This window comes from Guyparkeria hydrothermalis, assembly GCF_023555375.1.
GTDB lineage: Bacteria > Pseudomonadota > Gammaproteobacteria > Halothiobacillales > Halothiobacillaceae > Guyparkeria > Guyparkeria hydrothermalis.
Genome location: NZ_JAJSEE010000002.1, coordinates 167514 through 192500 on the forward strand (window position 1 = coordinate 167514; position 24987 = coordinate 192500).

Below are 24987 nucleotides of genomic sequence, written 5' to 3' on the forward strand. Positions count from 1 at the left end.
CCCCTGCACCTCTTTGTCAATGCCTTCCCAGCTTGAGCTCGAGTCTCATCGGTCTTGCTGTGTGTAGACAAAAGTCTCACTTGCAGCGGAATCTTTCTGCCAGCTCGATGTGAACAGAGGCTTGGTCTTGAAGGTAAGGTGGGGGGCTTCCGCGAGAGGGTTAATGCGCCTCACGCTTTCCCGAGACAATTGCTTTCCGAGCCGTGACCTCCGATGAAACCGTCAAACGAGTTGACATCCCGCATCGAGCGAACTTTTCGTGACCTATCCCAGCGCGAGATGGCTGACGTTGAGCGTGCGACAACTTTGGCTCGTATGGGGTGGTTGGATTCGTTCGGATGGCAGGAACTTCTCAAATCACGCCGGGTTCTGATCATTTCGGAAGCCGGGGCCGGTAAGACATTCGAGTGCCAGCGTCAGGCCGAGATGCTCTGGAACCAAGGGGAAGCGGCCTTCTATCTGGAGTTGTCGGCGCTTGCAAATGAGCGCTTGGAGGAGTTGCTATGCCCGGAATATGAGGAACGGCTAGAGGCATGGCGATCGGCGCAGTCTGAAGTCGCTACGTTTTTTCTTGATTCGATCGACGAACTTAATCTGACGCTCAGTACATTCGAAATGGCACTAAGGCGGCTCCGAAGGGCTGTGGTTGGTCGCCTCGGTCGTGTGCGCGTAATCATCACAACTCGCCCCATTGAGATCGATCAGGCCCTTATTGAGCAGTACCTGCCGATACCGCCGCAAGAAGAACTGGTCATGACCGGCGGGGATGCCTTTGCTGATGTGGTGATGGGGCGAAAACGGCAGAAGAAAAAGTCAGATGAGGAAGTTGTTCTTGAGTGGCGTCATGTGACCTTGATGCCCTTGTCAGATGCTCAGATAGAGCAAATGGCGGTGAGCGAGGGCGTTGAGCATCCCAAAGCACTGCTCGACCACATCCATGCAACAAATGCCGAGGAGTTTGCGCGTCGTCCGCAAGACCTCGTGGAATTATGTGCGACATGGCGTGCAGACCGTTCTATCCCGACTCACCGGGAACAAGTTCTACAGAATATTCAATCCAAGCTGAGGGTTCGCAGTGGTCGCCGTGAGCCAGCTGAACTGTCGCCAGAGAAGGCCTTAGCGGGGGCTTGCCGCCTGGCCTTCGCTACCTTACTGAGTCGCAAATTAACTATTCGGTTTAGCGTGGAGGCGGATCGGGGAGGAGAGCCGGGGACTGCCCTTGATCCAGAGCTAATCCTGAGTGACTGGACACGAGTAGAACGCCAAGCCTTGCTGGAGCGCCCACTATTCGGTTTTGCGAGCTATGGGCGTGTTCGATTTCATCACCGCTCGATCACCGAATTTTTGGCAGCTAAATGGCTTGCGAGTCGCTTAACGCAAGGTATGCCCATTCGTTCAGTTAAGCGGCTCCTGTTTGCCGACACCTCGGATGGGTTTCAAGTGGTTCGGCCAACCATGCGTCCGGTGGCGGCCTGGTTGGCTCGAGAGCAGCAAAATATTTTTTCAGAGCTGTGTCAGCGTGAGCCTGAAGTCTTACTGGACTTTGCTGATCCGGAGTCTCTCTCTTTGTCCCAACGTGCCGAGGCTTTGCGTTCGTATGTGCATCGCTACCGGGATGGTTCGTGGTGGGGCATTCATACGCCACGTGTTCAAGTGGAACGCTTCGCTTCCCCAGAGTTGGCGGGGGACGTGATGGACCTTTGGTTCGAAGATGTAGAGAGCTTTGAGGTTAGGGAGTTTCTACTTGAACTGATTGGTGCCGGACCAATGCCCGAAGGGGCGGATCTGGTTTATGAAACTGCCCGGAACCAGCTCGCCCAGAATGTGGAGCGTGTGGCCGCCATTGATGCCCTGATCCGCCTTGGTGATCCGAGGGTCAGCCTCGTCGTGCAGTCCATGCTGGACTCTAAAAGTCGCTGGAACAGCGCTCTTGTTAGGGCTGCGGTTGCACGTTTGTTTCCGCAGCACATCGATGCAGAGCAGATGTGTGACCTTCTGGAAGTCGTTGAGAGCTCAGATGGGGTGCTTGATGAGTTCGAATGGCACATCCCTCGCCTTGTTGCACAGGCTGATTTTCGGCCGGGCTACTTGGAGATCCTTCGTGAGCGCTTGGCAACCAAGGTCATCAGTGAACTTGGCTGGGAGCAGCGGCAGGTTCAAATTTCGAAAAATCACGGCCATTTGGTTTCGATTATCGCTTCAGTCTGTCTTCGGCTGATTCGGGAAGGTGGGTTTGAGGACACAGCGCTATTGCATTCGTCCGTCGTCGCCCTGCGGCTGCGCCTTGATAGTCGAATGGAAAGGGATGTTGTTGCGGACCTCCGTAGAGAGATCGAGGCATTATCGCCGCCGTTGCGCGAAGAAGTATTTTGGATAGAGGAACGATTAATGCGGGACCTTTGTCCGGAGATGAAGCCTCGTGATCGCTTCTTTGAGGTTGCGTTTGACGGGGCGTTGAACTTGACCGAGAAACTCGATGATGAGTGGATGAGGCGAGGCTTGGCAACTCCGGATATGCTCCTTCAGGATCGCGAAATTCTTCTCCGAGGGCTGATGCTTCTCAGAAGTAGAGAGCCAGATAGCTCGCGAGCTAAGATCGAATCACTCCGAGTTTTTGTCACGGATGAGCCCCCACTGTCGGACTTGATTGACGATTTCTTGAACCCGCCGGAGCCCGATCCTAGGTCCGTTAAGCTGCAAGCTCAGATTGAGGAGCAACGTAAATCGCAGGAAGAAAAAGAGAAGAAAAGGCGTGCTGATTGGATTGCGTTCTGGGAGTGGGTTGCCGAGCATCCGGAGACGGCCTTTAGTCCGAGCCACGAAGGGGCAACCGCCTGGAATCTGTGGGCAGCTATGGAGAAGGATGGAGACGGCCTAACTTCAGGCTGGAGTCGCCAGTTCATAGAGAGCCACTTTGGTCGAGAAGTGGCGGATAGGTTGCGAGAGACATTGCACTCCATTTGGCGGAACGAAATTCCAACTCTTCCCTCCGAACGGCCAGAGAAGGAAAGGAATAAGATCTTTGTCCGCTGGCGTTTAGGTTTGGCTGCCATCTCGGCGGAAGCCGAGGATCGGGATTGGGCCGCAAAGCTGTCAGATGATGAGGCCGAATTGGCCGCACGTTACGCGCCAGTACAGATTAATGGCCTTCCGCCATGGCTTGATGCACTTGTGGAAACGCACCCAGATGCCGTGGACAGAATCCTGGGTCGTGAGCTGACCAGTGAGCTTGAAGAACCAGCATCCCCAGCTTTTCCCACAATGTTGCTTCAGGATTTGAATAGTGCCTCTGAGAAAGTCGTCAGCCTGTTTCTGCCACGGTTAGCTCGTTGGTTGGGTGGCTTCTCCGGTCAAGTACAGGACGATGACCAAACGCTGTTTGCGGCAGAGCGTCTCGGACGAGTGCTCAACCTACTGTATGAGCATGGCGATGGCGATCAGCTAGGGCGGATGTATGAAGCGGCCCAACTGCATTTGGGACAGGCTTCGGCCGCCCCGTTTGTACCTCTCTGGGTCGGAGTGCTTCTGAAGCTTAACCCGGCTAAGGGAGTTGAGGTGGTGGAGGGGTTGCTGAAAGGGGTCGAGCCGTCAGCTGAGGGGTTTGCTGTCAACCTTATCGGTAGTCTTTTTGGCGATCGGCACGGCGGGGCGCGTGTCGATTTAAAGCGTTCTGAGTTTGAGCCGGGGTTGCTACTCCGGTTGGTGCAACTAGCCTACAAACATGTTCGGCGCGGTGATGATGTAGAGCACGAAGGCGCATTTACGCCTGGGCCTCGAGACGCGGCTGAAAGTGCTCGGGGCGCGTTACTAGACGCGGTCATTAAGTCATCGGGACCGAGAGCTTGGGCAGTCAAGTCCCAGTTGCTTCAGGATCCCTTGGTGGATGACTTTCGGGATTGGTTGAAGATCCAGATTCGTGAAAGGGCCGCAGCAGAAGCTGATGCTCTTGTGCGGACTGAGAGCGCTTTCACTCTGCTAGAGCAGCATGGCGAAGTGCCACCCGAAAATCGGAGTGAGATGTTCGATGTTCTTGTCGGCCGATTAGAAGATTTGGAAGAGATGCTCCTTGAGGATGACTCGCCGAGAGCTGGGTGGGCCCAAGTGGGGGAAGAACGAATCATGAGGCAGTTCATCGCGCATGAGTTGAAACGAACGCGCCGAAGCGCCTATGTCCTCGATCAAGAATCAGTTACGGCCGATGAAAAGGAGACGGATATTCGCTTGCGGGCCCAGTCGGGGCAGCAAGCTGTTATCGAACTTAAGATTGGTGAACGATGGTCTGGTCGTGTTCTTCGTGACACGATCCGTAAGCAGTTGGTAGATAAATACATGGCCGACGAGACTTGTGGCTCAGGGTGTCTTCTCGTAACCGTGTCCACCTATAAAGGGTGGGAGCATCCTGAGACTGGCGAACGGATTGATGCTGACGGGCTTCAAGAGATGTTAGATCGTGAGGCCGAAAACGTTGTTGATGAGAGGGGCGGAGAGGTGAAGCTTTTGGCGAAGGTGCTGAACCTTCAGCCGCGCCTTACTAAGGAAGGCATGAAGTAGAGCCGCTAGGATGTGTCCCGTTGGTTTGCGGAAGTTTCGGTCCCAACTTGAACTCTAACTAAGACAGGACGTACTCTATCTTTGATCCGCCCCCTGGTTTTCGTCCAGCCCTTGTTGATTTCGGCTGGGCCGCCCCCTGGGGGCTTTGTTTTGTGAGGCGCTTGCCTGTTGCGGCGCTCGCATGCCGCCCTTACCGTCTCTTCCTCCCCCGCTGCTCTCGGTCGAGTTTGGGGCTGTTTATGGATGGATCATCTCGCCGAAGCTCCGGGTCACTGTTGTTAGCCGAGGGCAAGAGATGGACTATTCTGCCGCAACGGCTGATATTTAAACGGCATGTCTGAATTTGACCTTCGTGGGCGTTGTCCCTGCGTAACGTGCTGAAAATAGAGAAAACTCTGGTGGTGGGCAAATTGGTGGATTGGAACGAAAAGTACGGTCAGGTCGATTTCCTCTACGGGACCCACCCCAACGAATTCCTGTTGAGCCAGGCCTGGCGCCTGCCGACCGGGGGGCGCGTGCTGGTGCTGGGCGACGGCGAGGGGCGCAACGGCGTCTGGCTGGCCGAGCAGGGCTTCGATGTCACCAGCGTCGACTACTCCGCGGTGGGCTGCGAGAAGGCCCGTCAGCTCGCCGACGAGCGCGATGTCAGTCTCGCCGTGCATTGCGCGGACCTGACCGAGTGGGACTGGGAGGAGGACGGTTTCGATGCGGTCGTGCTGATCTACCTGCACTTCGAGCCGCCGGCACGCCGCGAGGTCTACCGCCGCGCCGCGGCCGCCCTGCGGCCCGGCGGGCTCCTGATCGTCGAGCTGTTCCATCCGCGCCAGCTCGCCTACCAGAGTGGCGGGCCGAAGCGGGCCGACATGCTGGTGCGCGCCAGCGACCTGTCGCAGGACCTCCCCGGACTCGAGTGGCTCATCCTCGCCGAGGGCAAGGCGCTGCTCGACGAGGGGCCGGGTCACCAGGGGCCTGGGTTCGTCACCCACGGCGTGGGCCGCCGCGCCGGCTCCTGACCACGACGGCGCTCCCCTCCCTCTCGCGCCGCCTTTCCGAATGTCGCCACTTGGTCGGCCCTGCCTGCCATCCCCTTCGTCGTGCTCGCCCGTGAGCCGGCCGCTCAGTCCGATGGCAAACCCGCCAGGTAGTCGTCCAGCGGCATGGGCTCGGCCACGCCGTATCCCTGGTGGAAGTGCACCCCCAGCTCCTCGAGCAATTCGACCTGCTGCGGGGTTTCGACGAATTCGGCCACCACCCGGCAGCCCAGGTGGTCCGCGAGCAGGCGGGTGGTCTTGACCACCTCGCGGTCGAAGCTCGACTCGGCCAGTCGGCGAACGAAGCTGCCGTCGATCTTGAGCTCGTCGACCGGGTAGTGCTGCAGGTAGGAAAAGGTCGCCCGCCCGGTGCCGAAGTCGTCGATCCCGATGGCCACGCCCAGCTCGTGCAGGGCGGCGAGGTTGCGCTGGGCCCGTGCCGTGTCGCGGATCAGCATGGTCTCGGTGATTTCCAGGCAGAGGCGCTCGGCCGGCCAGTGATGGTCCTCGAGCAGCGTCTCGATCCGTGACGGCAGCCAGCCGCCGGCCAGCGAGTCGCCCGAGAGGTTGATCGCGATCTCGGTGAGATGGATGCCGGCGGTCTGGCTGTCGACGGCGGCGAGCGCGTGGTCGAGCACCCAGCGGTCGATCTTCGGCATCAGGCCGAAGTGTTCGGCGATCTCGAGGAACGTGCCGGGCGGTTCGATGCGCCCGTCCGGCGTGCGCCAGCGCAGCAATACCTCGATGCGGTGGGCGCCGGGGTCGTGCCGGTCGACGATCGGCTGGGCGAAGAGCGCGAAGCCGCCCGCCGCGGTCTCGCCGGCCAGGGCCTCGCGCAGGTTCCGGGCCCATTCCAGGGTGCGACGGTGATCCTCGATCAGGTGAATCGCCGGCTCGCGATGGTGGTGGAACGGGCGGTCGTCGCGCTCGGCGTCCTTCTGGCAGGCCATCAGCAGCACCGTGGTCAGGTGCTGGTGATCGCCGGCGGTGACGGTATCCAGCACGGCCAGTCGCACGCCCTGCCGGGCCGTCGGTAGTTGTCCCTCGCGCTCGGCGCGGTCGATCGCGGCGCGCAGGTGGGTCGCGATCATGGTTGCCCGGTCGGCCTCGCCGCGCTCGGGGACCAGCATCGCGAACAGTCCCGGTTGCAGGTGGCCGGCCGCGATCTCCGGACTGGGGCGGACCTCGCGCAGGGTCTCGCCGATCAGCCGTTCCACCCGGTGGACCTCGTCGAGCCCGATCAGCGCGGAGAGGTCGTCGACGTCGGGGATCTGCACGCCGATCAGGGCCAGCCGGCGATGCGGCTGGCCGGGCGCGGCCAGCTCGCGCAGTCGCCGGGTCAGGCCGAGGTCGTTGTAGAGGTCGGTCACGCCGTCGCGCAGGCGGGCGGCCTTGAGGCGATGGTTGGCCAGCTCGAAGGACAGCACCGACTCGATGGCGAGAAACGCGATCAGGGTGGCGGTGAAGATGATCATCTGGCCGTTCAGGAGCGCGTTGACCTCGACCATCCCGTCCGGTCGCGTGAAGACCACGTAGTGCACCCCCACCCAGACGAGCACGAAGCCGGCGACCGCGAAGCGGGTCACCGAGGTGGGCAGCAGGTAGACGGCCAACATGGGCACCGTCAGCGCGAGATAGGGCAGCCACTCCCGGCCCGTCCCGTCCTGCCGGCCCACCAGCAGCAGGGCGGCTAGCACCAGGAACGCGGTCAGGGTCCAGGCGGCGATCACGCCCGTGATCGGCCGGAACCGCGGCGGCCCGTGATGCCGCGTACTGGCCGTGACGACTTGCTGCACCAGCGGCGTGAACAGGAGCACCGAGGTGGCCTCGGACAGCCACAGGGCTATCACCAGCTCGGTCGCCGGCAGGCCGCCGCCGGCGAACTGCCACACCCCGAGCAGCGTGAACACGCTCGCGCTGGTGATCGCGATGATCGGCACGCGCAGCAGGCGCCGGGCCTGGTCCTGGTCGACCCGATTTTCGAGCAGGCGCGAGAAGCCGATCACGAACAGCATCACCACCAGGAATGCCCCGGTGCCGATGACGATCTCGGGCAGGGCATCACCGCGGGCGATGTTCCAGGTCAGCGCGGCCAGGGTGAAGGCCGGGATCAGGCGCGGCCCGAGGCTGAGCACCGCCCCGTAGGCCAGGGCGTTGGCCACCCAGATGAGCGAGATCGGCAGATAGTCGGCCACGGCCGGGTAGGCCAGGCTGACCAGCCAGGCGGCCAGCCACCAGCCGACGAAGGCGAGCAGGGATTCACCCACCCGCCTTGTGATCGTCGTCGCCGTTCCTGCCGCCATCCGCCCACTCCCTGTGCACGTAAAAAGGCCCGCCTGTCGACTGATGCTAGTCGAAAGGCGGGCCCGGTAATAGCGGTGTGGTCGGGCGGGGGGTCCCCGTCCGGGTTACACGTCGCGCAGCAGCTCGTTGATGCCGACCTTGGAGCGGGTTTTCTCGTCGACCTTCTTGACGATCACCGCGCAGTAGAGGCTGTACTTGCCGTCCTTGGAGGGCAGGTTGCCGGAGACGACCACCGAGCCGGCCGGGACGCGGCCGAAGTGGATCTCGCCGGTCTCGCGGTCGTAGATCTTGGTCGACTGGCCGATGTAGACGCCCATCGAGATCACCGAGCCTTCCTCGACGATCACGCCCTCGACCACCTCGGAACGCGCGCCGATAAAGCAGTTGTCCTCGATGATGGTCGGGGCGGCCTGCAGCGGCTCGAGCACGCCGCCGATGCCGACGCCGCCGGAGAGGTGCACGTTCTTGCCGATCTGCGCGCAGGAGCCGACGGTCGCCCAGGTGTCGACCATGGTGCCCTCGTCGACGTAGGCGCCGATGTTGGTGTAGGAGGGCATCAGCACGGTGTTCTTGGCGATGAAGCTGCCGCGGCGGGCGACGGCGTTGGGCACCACGCGCATGCCGGCGGCTTCGAAGCGGGCCTGGTCCCAGTCGGCGAACTTGGTCGGCACCTTGTCGAAGTAGTTCAGGTCGCCGCCGGAGACCACCTCGTTGTTGCGCAGGCGGAACGAGAGCAGCACGGCCTTCTTCAGCCACTCGTTGACCTGCCAGTCGCCGACACCGCGGCGCTCGGCCACGCGCAGCGAGCCGTCGTCCAGGCCGGCCAGCGCGGTCTCGACCGCGTCGACGACGTCGGCCGGGGCGTTGGACGGGTTGATCTCGGCGCGGCGCTCGAAGGCCGATTCGATGGTGTCGCGAATGGAAGAGATGTCCATCGGATGCTCCTGAAATGATTTGGAAAAACGAGCGGCCGACCTCTGTGGGTCGGCCGGGAAACGGGGTGATCAACTGCTGGTTATTGTAACAACAGATTGTTGATGGGGTTGATGTCGTGCCGGTGGGATGTCCGTTTTGGGAAGCGGGAGAGGTTTCGCACGCCTGTCTCGTGGAGCGGCCAAGATCGGCCGCCTTGCCTGGCGTGCGAGCCCCTTTTCTTGCTTGCCCAAGAAAAGGGGCGAAAAGAAGGGCACCCCGGCGTCCTGGCCCTGCGGGCCTTCGAGCCCGGACGGTGTCCGGACTCGAAGCCTCGCGACCGGCGGCTGCCTTCGGGGCCGGCTCGACGTGACTTCCTGTCACGGCGAGCTTCGGAGCGACCTCCCTGTCGCTCCGACCCCGAGTCATCCACCGGTCGCGAGGCAGGACGCAAGGGGGCGTCGCCTTGCCATCTGGTGGAGTTGCCTGAATGCCGAGAGAGCGGCGGAGCTTGGAGGTCGGTTCCCAAGCTGGATCGGAGGGTCGAGCCCCTTGTGCCTTGCCTCGCGAGCGAGGGGTTGCAGGGTCGGGCTCGCATGGACGCGAGCCCGAGGTTCGCCGCGACAGGATGTCGCGTCGAACCGACCCGTCCGCAATCCCTCGTTCGCGAGGCTGATCGGCTCGGATGCAATCCGAGTCGATCAGGCCCGAAGGGCCAAGGCATCGGGGTGTCTTCTTTTCGTCGGTTTTCTTGGACAAGCAAGAAAATCGACTCGCACGCCGAGCACGGCAGTGCTCAGTGCCACGTCGGCAGACCGGCGTGCGAAACCCTGACGAGGGTTGGTCAGGTCCGCCAAGACGAATCAGTAAAGCATCGCCCGAATCCGCTCCGCCGCCTCGACGCAGTCGTCCAGCTCGGCGACCAACGCCATCCGCACGAAGCCCGCCCCGGGATTCACCCCGTCCGTCTCGCGCGAGAGAAACCGCCCGGGCAGCACGGTGACGTTCTGCTCCGCGAACAGGCGACGGGCGAAGTCGCGTTCGTCGCCGTTCACTCCGGCCCAGAGGTAGAACCCGGCATCCGGGCGGCGCACGTCGATGCCGGCGACCGGCTCGAGGATGTCGAGCACCGCGTCGAATTTCTCGCGGTAGAAGCCGCGGTTGGCGCGTACGTGGTCCTCGTCGTTCCAGGCGGTGATCGAGGCCAGTTGCGTCGGCAGGGGCAGGGCACAGCCCTGGTAGGTGCGGTAGCGCAGGAACCGCTTGAGGAGTGCCGCGTCGCCGGCGACCAGGCCCGAGCGCAGGCCCGGCAGATTGGAACGCTTGGAGAGGCTGTGGAAGACGATCACGTTCTCGAACGGCGTTTCGCCGCCGCGTTCACCGGCGACCTCGAGCAGGCCGGTGGGTGGCTCGTGCTCGCCGAAGTAGATCTCGGAGTAGCATTCGTCGGCTGCGACCACCACGTCGTGGCGCCGGGCGCGGGCCAGCAGGTCGCGATAACGCGGGGCATCGATCACCGCGCCGCTGGGGTTTCCCGGCGAGCAGACGTAGAGCAGCTGGGCGCGTTGCCAGATGGTCTCGGGGATCGCATCGAAGTCCGGCAGGAAGCCGTTTTCCGGCAGGGTCGGGTAGTAGTAGGGCTCGGCGCCGGCCAGCAGGGCGGCGCCCTCGTAGATCTGGTAGAAGGGGTTCGGCATGAGCACCACCGGCGGCTGGTCGCCGGTGTCCCGGTCGACCACCGCCTGGGCGATGGCGAACAGCGCCTCGCGGGTGCCGGCGACCGGCAGCACGTTGGTCTCGGGGTCGAGCAGCCCGTCGCCCAGTCGGAAGCGTCGTGTCAGCCAGCCGGCCATCGCCTCGCGCAGCGCGGGTTCGCCCTTGGTCGCCGGGTAGCGGGCGATTTGCGGCAGGGCCTCGCGCAGGGTGTCGAGCACGATCGCCGGTGGGGCGTGGCGCGGCTCGCCGATCGAGAGCGGGATGTGCTTGCGATCGACCGGCGGCTCGGCGCCGGCCTTGAGCTCGGCGAGTTTCTCGAAGGGGTAGGGGTGGAGTCGGTCGAGATCGGGGTTCATGCCGTAAGCCGTTCGGTTGGGTGGTGACGGGGCGAGATGCGACCGGGCATTATAGGTGGCCGATCCAATCGCTGCGAGAACCGACCCCGGAGCCTGCCATGACTGATGCCGACAATCGATCCGACACGCGTCCCGAGGTGCGGGGAGTGGATCACGTGAGCCTCATGGTTCGTGATGCCCGCCAGGCGCGCGACTTCTATACCGAGGTGCTTGGGTTGGCGGCGTTGCCGCGGCCGGACCTGGGTTTTCCGGGGGCATGGCTGTCACTGGGCGGCGGGCAGGCCCTGCACCTGCTCGAGCTGCCCAATCCCGACCCTCGCGAGGGGCGCCCGGAACATGGCGGGCGCGACCGGCATGTTGCCCTGCGCGTGGCCGAGACCGCACCGTTCGCCGAGCGACTCGAGGCGCGCGGCATGCGTTTCACCCGCTCGCGCTCGGGGCGGGATGCCCTGTTCTTCCGCGACCTGGATGGTAACGCCGTCGAATTGGTCGGTACTGGCTGATGGCCAGCGGGGTTGGTCCAGGCGGGGCGTCAGAACGGGGCGTCGAGCTCGAACACCGCCTTGGGCGCCTCCGGATGTTCCGGATCGGGAAAGGCGAGCCGCATGGCATGCAGCATCAGTCGTTCGTGGCGTCCCGCGTCGGGGTGATAGAGCGAGTCGCCCTGAATGGGGCGTCCCCGGGCCAGCAGGTGCACGCGCAGCTGGTGTGAGCGGCCGGTGATCGGTTCGAGGATTACCCGCACGGCCGCATCGCCGGTCTCGGCGATGCGGTAGCGCGTCTGCGAGGGGCGCCCGCCCTCGGGGTCGATCCGGTAGCGCGGCCGACGGTCGGGGTCCTTGCCGATCGGCAGGTCGATCAGGCCCTCGGCCGGCTCGAGCGGCGCGTCGATGAGTGCCACGTAGGTCTTGTTGACCGCCCGCGCGGCGAAGGCCTTGGAGAGGAACGAGTGCGCGCGGGCGTTGCGCGCCAGCACCAGCAGGCCCGAGGTGTCCCAGTCGAGGCGATGGACGATGCGCGCCTCGGGGAACTCGGTCTGCACGCGCGTGATCAGGCAGTCCTGCTTGTCCGGCCCGATGCCGGGTACCGACAGCATCCGCTCCGGCTTGGCTACCACCAGGAAATCGCGACGCTCGCCGATCAGCGCCCAATCCCCGGGCGGCTGGTTGGCGGGCAGGTTGTGGTCGATCGGGGTCACCTCAATGCTCCTCGTCCGCGCCGCGGCCCTTGGCCGCGTGGATCAGGGCGTCGGCGATCGCCTGCTGGTGCTCGCGGTCGTTGATCGGGTGGCCGTACTGGTCGACCACGAAGAAGGCGTCCTCGGCGCGTTCGCCCAGGGTGGCGATCCGGGCGTGCAGCAGGATCGCGCCCATGCGCCAGAGCGTGTCGGAGAGATCCGCGAGCAGGCCCGGCCGGTCCTTGGTCAGCACCTGGATCATGGTGCGCGCCCGGGCGACGTCGGCGATGAATTCCACCTCGGTATCCACGTCCAGGCTCGAGAGCTGGGCCGGGGTGCGCCGGCGGGTGACGGACAGCGCGCGCTCGGGTCGGTGGATCACCCCTTCGAGCCGTTCGTGCAGCGCCTCGATCGCGCCGGGGTCGTCGACGGCGTGCCCCTGGCGATCGAGGACGAAGAATTCCAGCAGGATCAGCTCGGACTCGGGCAGCTGTTCGCGGTTGCCCTCGCCGTCGATGGCGTTGAGCCCGCTCTCGACCACCAGCGGACGCGGGATCACCGTGATGTTGGCCGACTGGACGTTCAGGCCTTCCCGGTCGATGCCGGCGACCACGTGGGCGAACAGCGCCGGGTGGTTCTGGGCGAGGATCAGGATCTGGGTGGCCTGGTGCTGCGGGTCGTCGTTGATGGTCAGTGCCGGCAGGTCGGCATCGATCGCCACCCGCGAGTGGCGCAGGATGTTGTCGATCTCGTTTCTGAGGAAGTACTCCTCCGGCATTCCCGACAGCCAGGCGGCCAGCTTGCCGGCATCCATCCCCTCGCTCGAGCCCTGCCGATTGGCATCCCGGCGGGTCTCACGCACGATCTGCGCGGAGGAACGCACGCCCTCGGCGAAGTGCTGGTGGGTGAGTTCGAACAGGCGCTTGAGCAGGGTGTCGCGCCAGGAATTCCACAACTGCGGGTTGGTGGCGCGGATGTCGGCGACCGTCAGCAGGTAGAGGTAGTCGAGCCGTTCCGGGCTGCCGACCTGCTCGGCGAAGCGCCGGATGACCTCCGGGTCCTCGATGTCCTGGCGCTGGGCGGTGAACGAGAGCAGCAGATGCTGTTCGACCAGCCAGCCGACCAGGTCGATGTCCTCGCGGGCCAGGCCGTGGGCCCGGGCGAAGTCCCGGGCATCGAACGCGCCCAGCTCGGCGTGATCGCCGCCCCGGCCCTTGGCGATGTCGTGGAACAGGCCGGCCAGATACAGCACTTCCGGTCGCGGGATGCGGGCGAAGGCGTCCGCGGCGATCGGGTTCTCGTCGCGGTACTCGGGCAGGGCGGGCCGGCGCAGGTTGCGGATCACCAGCAGGGTGTGGGTGTCGACCGTGTAGGCGTGGAACAGGTCGAACTGCATCAGGCCGACGATCGGGCCGAAGTTGGGGATGTAGGCGGCGAGCACGCCGGTCAGGTTCATGTTGCGCAGGGCGAGGTAGACGCCGCGTTCGGCACGCAACAGGCGCATGAACAACTGCTTTGCGTGGCGGTTGGCGCGAAAGCCGGCGTCGATCACCGACAGGTTGGCGCGCAGCTGGCGGGCGGTCGCGGCGGTCATGCCCTCGAGTTCCGGGTGCTCGGCGAGCAGCAGGAACAGCTCGAGGATGGCCGTGGGCGAGCGCATGAACACCTGCGCGTCGCGGGTCTCGATCAGCCGGCCGCGGCGGATGAAGCGCGGGTTGAGCCGCTGGATCGGCTCGAGGATCTCCGGGTGCAGGCGCTCACGCCAGCGCTGGATCAGCAACTGGTTGAGGCGTTCGACCTCGATGGTGGCGCGGAAGAAACGCTGCATGAAGCGCTCGACCGCGAGGTTGCCGTCCTGCTGCCCCTGGTAGCCGAACGCGCCGGCCAGGGTCTTCTGGTGGGTCAGGAGCAGCCGTTCCTCGGCGCGCTCGGCCAGGCCATGCAGGCCAATCCGGATGCGGAACAGCAGCGATTCGGCGTGCTCGAGGGCGCGGTACTCGTCGTCGCGCAGCAGTTCGGCCCGGTGCATCGCCGCCAGGTTGGGGGCCCCGTCGATGCGATTGGCCAGCCAGCGGATGGTGTGCAGGTCGCGCAGGCCGCCCGGGCCTTCCTTGATGTGCGGCTCGATCTTGGTGCCGACGTTGTCATGCGATTCGTAGCGCGCCTGCTGCTCGTCGAGCTTGGCGGCGAAGAACCAGGCCGGATCGAAGGCCGCCTCACTGCGGATGGCCGAATCCAGGCGCGTGACCAGTCCCTCGTCGCCGGCGATCAGCCGCATCTCGATCAGGCTGGTGTAGACGGTGGGGTCGGTGGCCGCCTCGAGGCATTCCTCGACGCTGCGCACGGCGTAGCCGATCGACAGACCGGTGTCCCAGAGGGTGTAGAGGAACGCCTGGACCGCCTCGTCGTGGGCGTGATCGGCGGTGAGCACCATGATGTCGATGTCCGAGTGAACGAACATCTCGCCGCGGCCGTAGCCGCCGACCGCGACCAGGGCGCAGGGGGTGTCGGCGAGCTTGTCCTGCCACAGGGTCCGCAGGGCGCTGTCGACCCGGGCGGTGACCTCCTGGATGAAGCCACGGGCGCTAGCCTCGTCGGCCAGTGCCTCGGCCCAGTGGGCGTTTAGCGTTTCGAGCTGGCGGGCCAGCGGCCGGTCGGCCGGGAAGGTGGTCTGGTCGCCGAATCGACCGTCGGGCGCCGGATGCCCGCTCGATTGCCCTGTCGATTGCATGGAATCAGGCGGGCGGCAGGCTGAGGATGTCGAACCCGTCCTTGGTCACGGCGACCGTGTGCTCCCATTGCGCCGAGAGCGAGTGGTCCTTGGTGACTACCGTCCAGCCATCGCCAAGGAGCTTAATCTCCTTCTTGCCGGCGTTGATCATCGGCTCGATGGTGAAGACCATGCCTTCCTTGAGGCGCACGCCTTCCCCCGGGTTGCCGTAGTGGACCACCTGCGGGTCCTCGTGGAAGTTTCGCCCGATGCCGTGGCCGCAGTACTCGCGCACCACGGAAAAGCCGGAGGATTCCGCGTGGGTCTGGATGGCGTGGCCGATGTCGCCGAGGGTGGCGTCGGGACGGACCGTCTCGATGCCCTTCATCATCGCCTCATGGGTGACGTCGATCAGTCGCTGGGCGCGCACCGAGGGCTTGCCGACCGTGTACATCGCCGAGGTGTCGCCGTACCAGCCATCCTTGATCACGGTGACGTCGATGTTGAGGATGTCGCCGTCGCGCAGGGTCTTGTCGCCGGGGATGCCGTGGCAAACCTGGTGGTTGAGCGAGGTGCAGATCGAGGCAGGGAAGCCGTGGTAGCCGAGGGTCGCCGGCGTGCCGCCCTGGACCTCGGTGATGTGCTTGTGGGCGATCTCGTTGAGCTCGCCGGTGGTCACGCCGGCCCGCACGTGCTCGCGCAGCAGCACCAGTATCTCGGCGGCCAGCTGGCTGGCGATGCGGATCTTCTCGATTTCCTCGGGGGTCTTGATGGAGATGTTCATGACCTGGAAACGGGCTCCCCTCAATGGTGTTCGCCGCGATACGAGCGGCGCGCAAAGACGGTCAGTGTAACGAAAAACGCCCCGGCTCGCGGGGCGTCGGGGCGTGTCGGTGTGAGGCGGATCAGGCCGACTCGAGCAGACCGTCGAGGGTGCGTTCGACCCGGTCGACGTCGAACACGCCGATCTTCTGGAACTCGATGCGCGCCTGGGCATCGAGGACGAAGGTCGTCGGGGTGACGCGCACCGGCCCGAAGACCTCCGCGCCGCGCCCGTCCTTGTCCTGCCAGATGGTGTAGGTCATGTCGCGCTCCTCGACCATCTTGTTGATCTGGTCGAGCGGGTCGTAGCTCATCGCCAGGCCCACGACGTTCACGCCGCGCTCGGCGTACTTGTCGTGCAGTTCCTGGATGTGCGGGATTTCCTTGACGCAGCCGGGGCAGGTGGTCGCCCAGAAGGTGATCAGGGTCGGCTTGCCCTTGATCGATGCCAGCTCGACCGGCTGGCCGTCGCGGTCCTGCACGGTCACGCCCTCCAGCGGCAGGCCGCTGTCCGACAGGCAGCCGCCCAGTCCCAGGGTCAGCAGCGCGCCGGTGCCGCCCAGCAGCAGCCGGCGGCGCGAGCGGTCGGCCGGGGCGTTGTCGGTCGTGTCCGTCGGGTGGTGATTCTCGGTCAGTGGCGTCATCTCGAACCCTCGTCTGGCCATGGGTGCACGTCGGGTGCAACAAGAAAGGACCCATCCGTGGCGCGAAAGTTTCCGCCTCGTGGCGGATGGCGTCAACGTTCGACGATCGCCTGCTCGAGCATGGCGGCGGTCATCACGCCTAGCGTGCGGGCCTGCGGCGAGCCGAGCATGCGTCGGGCCACCAGCACGCCGACGTCCTCCTCACGCATCACGCGCTGGGCCTGGGTCAGCGTGTAGCCCACCTCGACATCGGCGGCCCGGTAGAAACCGCTGATCTCGGCCGGGTCGACGAGGACCTCCTCGCGCACCTGGTCGGCCAGCGCCTCCATGTCGATGCCCGGCTCGGCCTGTTCCTCGCTGGCCGCTTCCGTGGTGTCGCTTGGCTCGACGCGCTCGCCTGCCTCGCTCGAGTCGTGGGCAGGTGAGGCCGTCGATTCCGGTGCCTCGTCGGCCCCGGCTTCGGCCTCGACTTGGACCTCGGAATCGCGGGCCGCCTGTTCGGCCTCGGCGCGGGCCTGCGCGTCGAACAGGGCCTGGTTGAAGACGTGGTCGAAGGCGGCCCTCGCCGCGGCGTACCGGATCACGCCCATCGCCTGGCGGTGCTCGTCGCGGATCACGAGCCAGGCGGGCTTTTCCTCGAGCGCCTGCTCGAAGCGGGCGAGATTGCAGGGGCAGTTCACCTCGGCGACGCGCCGCTCGATGATGCTCGAGACACCGATGTTGTCGCCGTTGAACCACAACGACGGCCCCGGCATCTGCTGGTCGTTGGCGCGCAGGATCGCGTCGTAGAGCCCCGACTTGCCGAACACCATGCGGCTGACCAGCCCGGAGACGACGATGGTGATCATGGCGGGCAGGATCGCGCCGGTGTCACTGGTCAGTTCCAGTACCGCGGCCAGGGCGGCCAGCGGCGCCTGGAGCGTGGCGCCCATCATCGCGCCCATGCCCAGTACCGTGTAGAAGGCCACGTCGTTCAGCGGGATCTGGTCGAGCCGGTAGAGCAGGCTGCCGAGCGTCCCGCCGACCACGGCGCCGATCATCAGCACCGGGGCGATGGTGCCGATCGGCAGGCCGAGACCCACGGTCACGCTGGCCAGCAGCCACTTGGCCACCGCGATGATCAACAGGGCGCCCAGGGTCAGCTCGGCGGCGGCGACCAGGTCCGTGGTGTCGTGGCCGATGCCCAGGATTTCCGGCACCCAGAAGCCGATGATGCCGGTGGCCACGCCCGCGGCGGTGAAGCGCGCCCAGACCGGCCAGTCCCAGCTGCGGGCGATGGTGCCCTCGACGATCTGGATATAGCCGGCGGCCATCGCGCCGATGATCAGTCCCAATGCCAGCAGCGTGGGCACCTCCCAGAACGACATCTGGTGGTGGATCTCGATGGTGAACAGGGTTTCCGGCCCGAAGACGGTCGTGGCCAGCAGGGCGCCCATCGAGGAGGCGAGGATCACCGGCAGGAAGCTCGCCAGCGTGTACTGCTTGATTACCACCTCGAGGGCGAAGATTACGCCGGCCAATGGGGTGTTGAAGGCCGCCGAGATCGCCGCGGCCACCCCGCAACCCGAGAGCGTGCGCACGCTGTTGTTCGGCAGCCCCAGGCTGTGGCCCAGCAGGCTGCCGGAGAAGGCGCCCAGGTGGATGCCGGGGCCTTCCCGCCCACCGGTCAGGCCGATCAGCAGGCCCCAGATGCCGGCGACGAACTGCACCACGGCGTTCTGCCAGGGCATGTCGGCGCCGAAACGGTGAAAGCGGATGATGACGTGGCCGACGCCGACGTTGCGCATGCCGAACGGCAAGAGGTGGAAGGCAAGGCCGAGGACCAGTGCGCCGAGGATCGGCAGCAGCAGTCGCCATTCGGCCGGGAGAGACTCGTAGCGCTCCGCGCCCGGGAGTCCCAGCCCGTAGACCTGCAGCCCCTCGAGTGCCAGCCGGAAGGCGACCACCAGCAGGGCGGCCAGCAACCCGGCGATCAGGCCGAGCAGGGTGACCTGCAACAGGGCATCCGGTTGGGCCAGGCGCAGCCGCAGACGCTCGATGAACCGGTTCAGCGGGCGGCCGAACCAGTCCTGGATGCGGGCGAGCAAAGCGGTCACGGGCCGGGCCTCCCGGGGAAAGAAGAAATGCGGTGAGCGGGCTCCCGCGCTGGATGGTCCGCAGCGACGGCCCTGCTAATATGCCACGATTGTCGACCGGGTTCGAACGCCGCCTGCCGCGGCGGCGTTGCCCGGGTATCCACGCGAGAGGAGTCGAGTCGAAGACATGAAGAAGATCGGAATCGTCGGGGGCACCGGCTACACCGGTGTCGAGCTGATGCGCCTGCTGGCCCACCACCCGGAGGTCGAGGTGGTGGCGATGACTTCGCGTGGCGAGGCCGGTCGCCGCGTCGATGACCTCTACCCCAGCCTGCGTGGGCACACGGATCTCGTCTTCAGCGAGCCGGGCGAGGCGGATCTGGCCGGTTGCGACCTGGTGTTCTTCGCTACGCCCAACGGTATCGCCATGCAGGAGGCGCCGGCCTTGCTCGAGCAGGGGGTACGGGTGATCGATCTTGCCGCCGACTATCGCCTCAAGGACCTCGATGTCTGGTCGCGCTGGTACGGCATGGAGCATGCCTCGCCCGACTGGGTCGAGCAGGCCGTCTACGGGCTGCCGGAGCTCTACCGCGACGAGATCCGGGGCGCCCAGCTGGTCGCCAATCCCGGTTGCCACGTCACCGCCACCACGCTGGCCGTGTTGCCGCTGATGGGGCTGGAGTGGGTCGATCACGAGCGGATCGTCGCGGACACCAAGTCGGGCGCCAGCGGTGCCGGGCGCTCGGCGGCCGTGCACACCCTGATGGCCGAGGCCGGTGAGAGCGTGCGCACCTACGCCGCCGCCGGTCACCGCCACCAGCCGGAGATTCGCCAGACCCTGACCACCATCGCCGAGCGCGAGATCGGGCTGACCTTCGTGCCGCACCTGGTGCCGATGGTCCGCGGGATCGAGTCGACCGTCTACCTGCCGCTCGTCGGCGAGCCGGGCGAGAACGTGCAGCGCCTCTACGAGCGCTACTACGCCGAGGAGCCGTTCGTCGACGTGATGCCGCCGAACAGCCACCCGGAAACGCGCAGCGTGCGCGGCAACAATATCTGCCGCATGGCCGTGCACCGGCCGCTCGACGGCCCCATGCTCGTGGTCTCCAGCGTGATCGACAACCTGGTCAAGGGCGCGGCCGGGCAGGCGGTGCAGAACATGAACCTGATGCTCGGCTGCGACGAGTCGGCTGGGCTGGAGCTGGTTGCCCTCTCCCCTTGAGCGGGTTGGGCGGCTCGCGTGCATTCGCCAATGGTCTGATAGACTGTGAGTTTGCCGCTTGGCACAGCATTTCTGCCGGGCGGACGCGCAATCGATTGAGGTGAACGCGATGGTTGACGCAACCGACACCATGGTCGCCGAGCCGGCCACCGAGGCAACGCCGCTGGTCTTTACCGAGAACGCGGCGAACAAGGTTCAGTCGCTGATCGAGGAAGAGGGCAACCCGGATCTCAAGCTGCGCGTGTTCATCACGGGCGGTGGTTGCTCCGGTTTCCAGTACGGTTTCATGTTCGAGGAGACCGCTCAGCCGGACGACACGGCCGTGGAGCGTTCGGGCGTGACCCTGCTGGTCGACCCGATGAGCATTCAGTACCTCGAAGGTGCCGAGATCGACTACAAGGAAGACGTCTCCGGCGCGCAGTTCGTGATTCGCAACCCCAACGCCGCGACCACCTGCGGCTGCGGATCGTCGTTCTCGATCTGATTTGGTGATGTCGATACGCGGGCGGTTGCCCGCGTGTCGCGTTTGTCAGGGTTACTACAAGGCGTTGTCGATGGATTTCGTACCGGGTTTGCAGGGTGTGCCGGCGGCGCAGTCTGCCATTTCGTATCTGGATGGTCAGGCCGGGCTCCTGACCTATCGTGGCTATCGCATCGTGGATCTGGCTCGCCAGAGCACGTTCGAGGAAACCGCGTGGGTGCTGATCCACGGGGATCTGCCCACCGCGCTCGAGCTCGCGGAATTCGACGCCGAGCTGCGTCGCAACCGCCGCGTGAAGTACAACGTGCGCGACATCATGAAGTTCCTGCCCATCGACGGGCACCCCATGGAGGCGCTGCAGACCTGCGTCGCCAGCCTCGGCATGTTCTACCCGGGCCAGGAGCGCATGACGGCCAACGGCGTCAACGCCGATTCCGAGTTCGTCGAGCAGATGATCGTCAAGATCCTCTCGAGCATGTCGACGCTGGTGGCCATGTGGGAGCACATCCGCAAGGGTGACGACCCGGTCGCCCCGCGCGCCGATCTCTCCTACGCGGAGAACTTCCTGTACATGATGACCGAGCGCGAGCCCGACCCGATCGAGGCGCGCATCATGGACGCCTGCCTGATCCTGCACGCCGAGCACACGCTCAATGCCTCGACCTTCGCCTCGCTGGTCTGCGGTTCGACACTTGCGCCGCCCAACCTGGTGGTGGCCTCGGCGATCGGTACGCTGGCCGGCCCGCTGCACGGCGGTGCCAACCAGCGCGTGCTGGCGATGCTTGACGAGATCGGCTCGGTCGAGAATGTCACCCCGTGGTTGGAGGAGAAGCTGGCCAACAAGGAGGTGATCTGGGGTTTCGGTCACCGCGAGTACAAGGTCAAGGACCCGCGTGCCGACATCCTGCAGGGGCTGCTCGAGCAGCTGCGCGAGCACCGCGGTGGTCAGCTGTCGCCGCTCTACGAGATCGCCCGCGAACTCGAGGCCCAGGCCGCCGAGCACCTGGCCGGCAAGGGCGTCTACCCGAACGTCGATTTCTATTCCGGGCTGCTGTACGCCGAGCTTGGTATCCCGCGCGACCAGTTCACGCCGATCTTCGCGATTTCGCGTACCGCCGGCTGGCTGGCGCACTGGAAGGAGCAGATCGCGAACAACCGCATCTACCGCCCCACCCAGGTCTACGTCGGCGAAAGCCCGCGCGACTACCGTCCGATCGGCGCCCGCTGATCGGCAGGCCCCGCCATCAGGCGGGGTAGATCCCACCCAGTATCCGCGGCCCGTCCGCCCCCGTGACGCTGGGGGCATTGCCGGGCTGCCCGGCGAGCAGTTGCCGGGCGAGCCAGGCAAAGGCCGCGCCCTCGACGCATTCCGGCGCAATCCCCAGCGCCGCGCTGCTCTCCACCGTGGTCCCGAGGCGCTCGCGTAGCCGCGCGACCAGTTGCTGGTTGTAGGCACCGCCACCGCACAGGGTGACCGGCATGGACGGACGCTCCCCGAGCCATGGCGCGATCGCCTCGGCGAGGCTTTCCACGGTCAGTTCCAGCAGGGTCGCCTGCACGTCTCCGGCCGGCAGGGCCGCGAGGCGCTCACCCCCGCGAGCGCCCAGCCAATCGAGGTGGAAGTGTTCCGGGCCGGTCGATTTCGGGGCCGCTGCGGCGAAGAAGGGATCGGCGAGCAGGGTCTCGAGCAGGGTCTCGTCGACCTGCCCACTGGCCGCCCAGCGTCCGTTGTGATCGAAGGAGCTGCCCCGGTGGAGGGCATGCCAGGCATCCATCAGGGTATTGGCCGGGCCGGTGTCGAAACCGAGGGGGGCTTGGTCGGGCAGGAGGATCGAGGCATTGGCGATCCCGCCGAGGTTGACCACGACCCGCCCCTCGGGACCGGGCGGGAACAGGGCGGCATGCGCCGGCGGGGCCAGCGGGGCGCCCTGCCCGCCGGCGGCCATGTCGCGGCGGCGGAAATCGGCGGCCACGGTGATGCCGGTCAGCTCGGCGATGCGGCTGGGGTCGCCCAGTTGCAGGGTAAAGGCCTGATCACGCCAGTCCGGACGGTGACGCACGGTTTGGCCATGCGAGCCGATGGCTCGAACCGAGGTGGCCGCGACCCCCGCCTGGTCCAGCAGACGGGCCGCACCGGTCGCCGTGGTCTCGGCAAGGCGACGATCCGCCATGCCGAACAGGTCGATGGCATCGACCGCCGGTGATTCGCTTGGTTCCTGTCTTTCCCCGCGGGCCAGCTGTGTCAGCTGGGCGGTCAAGGTGGCGCCCAGTGGCTCCTGGTGGTGCGCGATCAGGCGTGGCGGGGTGGCGGAGAAATCGCAGAGGCACAGGTCCAGCGCGTCGATGCTGGTGCCGGTCATCGCGCCGATAAACAGCTCGCTGCCGTCATCGGACCGGTTGCGGTTCGGGTCAGTCGTCACGTGCGGCGCGAGTGGCCTCGTTCTGGGCCAGGTGCACCGGCTGCTCTCCGTCGACGTCGATCTCGATGCGGGCCAGCTCCTCGAGGGAGCCGCGCGTGCGCGCGATGAAGTCCTTGCGGTGCTCGGAGGCGATGGGGTTGGCCTCCGGCAGGTCGACCTTGAGGGGGTCGAGGGCCTTGCCATGCACCTTGAACTCGTAGTGGAGGTGCGGGCCGGTGGCGGCGCCCGTCATGCCGACAAAGCCAATGGTTGCGCCCTTGTCGACGCTGACGCCCCGCTTGAGGTTGCCCTTGAAGCCGGACAAGTGGGCGTAGAGGGTTTCGTGCTTGGCGTCGTGGCGCACCTGCACGACCTTGCCGTAGCCGTGCTTCCAGCCGACGAAGGTCACGCGCCCGGAGGCGGCCGACTTCACCGGCGTGCCCGTCGGCGCGGCGAGATCGACGCCGTTGTGCGGCCGGACCGTGTTGTGAATCGGGTGCAGTCGCTTGGGGTTGAAGTTCGAGCTGATGCGCGAGAACTCGACCGGGTAGCGCAGGAAGCCACGCTCGAGGCTGCTGCCATCGGGCTCGTAGTAGCCGGTGGTGCCGTCGGGCGAGGTGTAGCGCACGGCCTGGACCTTTTCGCCGCGGTTGGTGAATTCGGCGGCCACGATATGGCCGGTACCGAGGCGCTCTCCATCGCGTTCGCGCACCTCGTAGATCAGGCGGAACTGGTCGCCGTCGCGGACGTCCCGCAGGAAGTCCACCTTCCAGCCGAAGACCTCGGCCAGCTGCATGATCTGCGCCGGGGGCACGCCCGTGGCGATCGCGGACTGGTAGAGCGACCCCTTGATCGTGCCGCCGGCGGAAACGAGGCGCGTCTCGCTGGGCAGGTCGGTGATCTCGGCCACCAGCTGGTCACCGTCCCGGCGGAAAATCGAGAGCTCGCTCTCGCTGCTGAGGTCGTACTTGAGGCCGGCAAACTGCTCGGCGTCATCGGTGATCAGCACGAGCTTGTCGCCGGGGCGGATGCGTTCGAGTCGGCGGGCTTCGTCACCCAGGTCGAGCACCTTGAGCACGTCGCTGTAACCGAGGCCGGCCTTCTCGAAGATGGTCGACAAGGTGTCGCCGGAGTCCACCGTGATGGTCGTTTCCTCCAGCGACGGGGTGGCCGCCTGTTCCCCGGTGTCAGTGGCGGGGGGCTCGTCGCGATCACCAACCGCGGCGCGATTGGATTCCGGCGTCTCGATCGCCTGAAGGGATTCCTTCTGGCCGGGGATGTGGAAGTTCGGTCGGCTGTCGAGGCTGACCGAGCGGGCGAAGGCCGGCGGTCGGTCGGTCGTGCTGCCCGCGGTGCGTGGCGTGGTGTCGACCGGCGTGCTCTTGCTCGTGGACTCCGGTGTGTCGATCGCCTCGAGTGTCAGCGGGATCTCGTCGGACTGGGTTGTCGCCGAGTCGCCGGCGTTCGTGTCTTTCGACGCCTGACCGGGAAGCAGTTGCCAGACGACGGCGCCGAGCGCGAACACGCCCAGGCCGACCAGGAGGGTGCGCCGAATCAGGCGAGTGGGCCTGCGCTTTTGCTTGAATAGAGGGCGCTGTTGCATCGATGTATAAACCTGGCAGAAAAATATGGTGTAAAACCGGTAACATAACCGCCTTTCTGCAGCCATTCAACGTAATTCTTGGAAGGGTGAACCGTGTCTCAGGAGCAAGCGCAGATGCTGGCGGAGTTGTGTCGGGGGACCGACGAGGTGCTGGTCCGCGAGGAACTGGTGGAGCGGCTGGCCGAGGGTCGGCCGCTGCGGATCAAGGCCGGCTTTGATCCGACCGCCCCGGATCTCCACCTCGGCCACACGGTGCTGATCAACAAGCTGCGCCAGTTTCAGGAGCGCGGGCACGAGGTCATCTTCCTGATCGGCGATTTCACCGGCATGATCGGCGACCCGACCGGCAAGAACGCCACCCGTCCGACCTTGACGCCCGAGGCGGTGCGCGAAAACGCCCGCACCTACGAGCGCCAGATCTTCCGCATCCTCGATCCGGACAAGACGCGCATCGTCTTCAACTCCGAGTGGATGGGCAAGAAGAGCGCCGCCGACCTGATCCAGCTGGCCAGCCGCTACACGGTCGCCCGGATGCTCGAGCGCGACGACTTCTCCAAGCGTTACCGCGAGAACCGGTCGATCGCGGTCCACGAGTTCCTCTACCCGCTGGTGCAGGGGTATGACTCGGTGGAGCTCGAGGCCGACGTCGAACTCGGCGGGACCGATCAGAAGTTCAACCTGCTGGTCGGGCGCGAGCTGCAGAAGCAGTACGGCCAGAAACCCCAGGTCGTCATGACCGTGCCGATCCTGGAGGGGCTGGATGGCGTCAACAAGATGTCCAAGTCGCTCAACAACTACATCGGGATCGAGGAGCCGGCCGACGAGCAGTTCGGCAAGTTGATGTCGATTTCCGATGACCTGATGTGGCGGTACTTCGAGTTGCTGTCGTTCCGTCCCCTTGAAGAGATCGCGCGCCTGCGCGAGGAGATGGCGGGCGGGCGCAACCCCCGCGACATCAAGTTCGAGCTGGCGATCGAGCTGGTC

17 protein-coding genes (1 of these 17 cut by a window edge) are annotated in these 24987 nt (G+C 65.5%); 7 read left to right on the forward strand and 10 right to left on the reverse strand.

Annotated features, from left to right (window positions below; genetic code table 11):
• Positions 1 to 213 precede the first annotated feature (213 nt).
• Positions 214 to 4551, forward strand: coding sequence for an NACHT domain-containing antiphage protein HyoA (gene hyoA / locus LV475_RS03390; protein WP_488592952.1), 4338 nt, complete (start codon positions 214 to 216; stop codon positions 4549 to 4551).
• Between the two features lie 413 nt (positions 4552 to 4964).
• Entirely contained in the window at positions 4965 to 5564 is a 600-nt protein-coding gene (locus tag LV475_RS03395) for a class I SAM-dependent methyltransferase (protein ID WP_250105764.1), read from the forward strand.
• 104 nt (positions 5565 to 5668) lie between these two features.
• On the opposite strand, the gene LV475_RS03400 is transcribed toward LV475_RS03395, so the two are convergent.
• From LV475_RS03400 to dapC, 3 genes are all read right to left on the reverse strand, one after another.
• Positions 5669 to 7885, reverse strand: coding sequence for an EAL domain-containing protein (locus LV475_RS03400; RefSeq protein WP_250105765.1), 2217 nt, complete (start codon positions 7883 to 7885; stop codon positions 5669 to 5671).
• Positions 7886 to 7990: 105 nt separating this feature from the next.
• Positions 7991 to 8821 (reverse strand): 2,3,4,5-tetrahydropyridine-2,6-dicarboxylate N-succinyltransferase, encoded by an 831-nt coding sequence (gene dapD / locus LV475_RS03405; protein ID WP_156575089.1) that lies wholly within the window; start codon positions 8819 to 8821, stop codon positions 7991 to 7993.
• Positions 8822 to 9661: 840 nt separating this feature from the next.
• Complete coding sequence (gene dapC / locus LV475_RS03410; RefSeq protein ID WP_136867322.1) at positions 9662 to 10870, reverse strand: succinyldiaminopimelate transaminase; 1209 nt, start codon at positions 10868 to 10870, stop codon at positions 9662 to 9664.
• Between the two features lie 98 nt (positions 10871 to 10968).
• Between dapC and LV475_RS03415 the strand changes: the two genes are divergently transcribed.
• Positions 10969 to 11373 (forward strand): VOC family protein, encoded by a 405-nt coding sequence (locus LV475_RS03415; RefSeq protein ID WP_136867323.1) that lies wholly within the window; start codon positions 10969 to 10971, stop codon positions 11371 to 11373.
• 29 nt (positions 11374 to 11402) lie between these two features.
• Here the strand turns inward: LV475_RS03415 and LV475_RS03420 are convergent, their stop codons facing one another.
• The 5 genes from LV475_RS03420 to LV475_RS03440 all read right to left on the reverse strand — a co-directional run bounded on the left by LV475_RS03420 (position 11403) and on the right by LV475_RS03440 (position 18319).
• Complete coding sequence (locus LV475_RS03420) at positions 11403 to 12068, reverse strand: RluA family pseudouridine synthase (protein ID WP_211238817.1); 666 nt, start codon at positions 12066 to 12068, stop codon at positions 11403 to 11405.
• Between the two features lies 1 nt (position 12069).
• Entirely contained in the window at positions 12070 to 14778 is a 2709-nt protein-coding gene (gene glnD, locus LV475_RS03425; protein ID WP_250105766.1) for a [protein-PII] uridylyltransferase, read from the reverse strand.
• Between the two features lie 4 nt (positions 14779 to 14782).
• A complete protein-coding gene (gene map, locus LV475_RS03430; RefSeq protein WP_136867325.1) occupies positions 14783 to 15541 on the reverse strand; it encodes a type I methionyl aminopeptidase in 759 nt (252 codons plus the stop codon).
• A gap of 121 nt (positions 15542 to 15662) precedes the next feature.
• The gene (locus LV475_RS03435) at positions 15663 to 16223 is read right to left on the reverse strand and encodes a peroxiredoxin family protein (protein ID WP_250105767.1); all 561 of its coding nucleotides are present in this window, start codon (positions 16221 to 16223) and stop codon (positions 15663 to 15665) included.
• Positions 16224 to 16315: 92 nt separating this feature from the next.
• Complete coding sequence (locus tag LV475_RS03440) at positions 16316 to 18319, reverse strand: chloride channel protein (RefSeq protein WP_250105768.1); 2004 nt, start codon at positions 18317 to 18319, stop codon at positions 16316 to 16318.
• A 166-nt stretch (positions 18320 to 18485) separates the two neighbouring features.
• Between LV475_RS03440 and argC the strand changes: the two genes are divergently transcribed.
• The 3 genes from argC to LV475_RS03455 all read left to right on the forward strand — a co-directional run bounded on the left by argC (position 18486) and on the right by LV475_RS03455 (position 21229).
• Entirely contained in the window at positions 18486 to 19520 is a 1035-nt protein-coding gene (gene argC / locus LV475_RS03445) for an N-acetyl-gamma-glutamyl-phosphate reductase (protein WP_136867328.1), read from the forward strand.
• 109 nt (positions 19521 to 19629) lie between these two features.
• The gene (gene erpA / locus LV475_RS03450) at positions 19630 to 20004 is read left to right on the forward strand and encodes an iron-sulfur cluster insertion protein ErpA (protein WP_197039140.1); all 375 of its coding nucleotides are present in this window, start codon (positions 19630 to 19632) and stop codon (positions 20002 to 20004) included.
• A gap of 70 nt (positions 20005 to 20074) precedes the next feature.
• On the forward strand, positions 20075 to 21229 hold the full coding sequence (locus LV475_RS03455) for a citrate synthase (protein WP_136867329.1): 1155 nt from the start codon (positions 20075 to 20077) through the stop codon (positions 21227 to 21229).
• A 16-nt stretch (positions 21230 to 21245) separates the two neighbouring features.
• Here LV475_RS03455 and LV475_RS03460 read toward each other — a convergent pair whose 3' ends face one another.
• Together LV475_RS03460 and LV475_RS03465 are read right to left on the reverse strand one after the other, a co-directional pair.
• Entirely contained in the window at positions 21246 to 22421 is a 1176-nt protein-coding gene (locus LV475_RS03460; protein ID WP_282097231.1) for an anhydro-N-acetylmuramic acid kinase, read from the reverse strand.
• Positions 22411 to 24003, reverse strand: coding sequence for a peptidoglycan DD-metalloendopeptidase family protein (locus LV475_RS03465; RefSeq protein WP_250105769.1), 1593 nt, complete (start codon positions 24001 to 24003; stop codon positions 22411 to 22413). The genes LV475_RS03460 and LV475_RS03465 overlap by 11 nt, the downstream gene beginning before the upstream one ends.
• A 114-nt stretch (positions 24004 to 24117) precedes the next feature.
• Here LV475_RS03465 and tyrS point away from each other — a divergent pair, with 114 nt between their 5' ends.
• On the forward strand, positions 24118 to 24987 hold the 5' portion of the coding sequence (tyrS, locus tag LV475_RS03470) for a tyrosine--tRNA ligase (protein WP_136867337.1). Its footprint extends 306 nt past the window's final position; only the first 870 of its 1176 coding nucleotides appear in the window; its start codon is at positions 24118 to 24120; its stop codon lies off the right edge, out of view.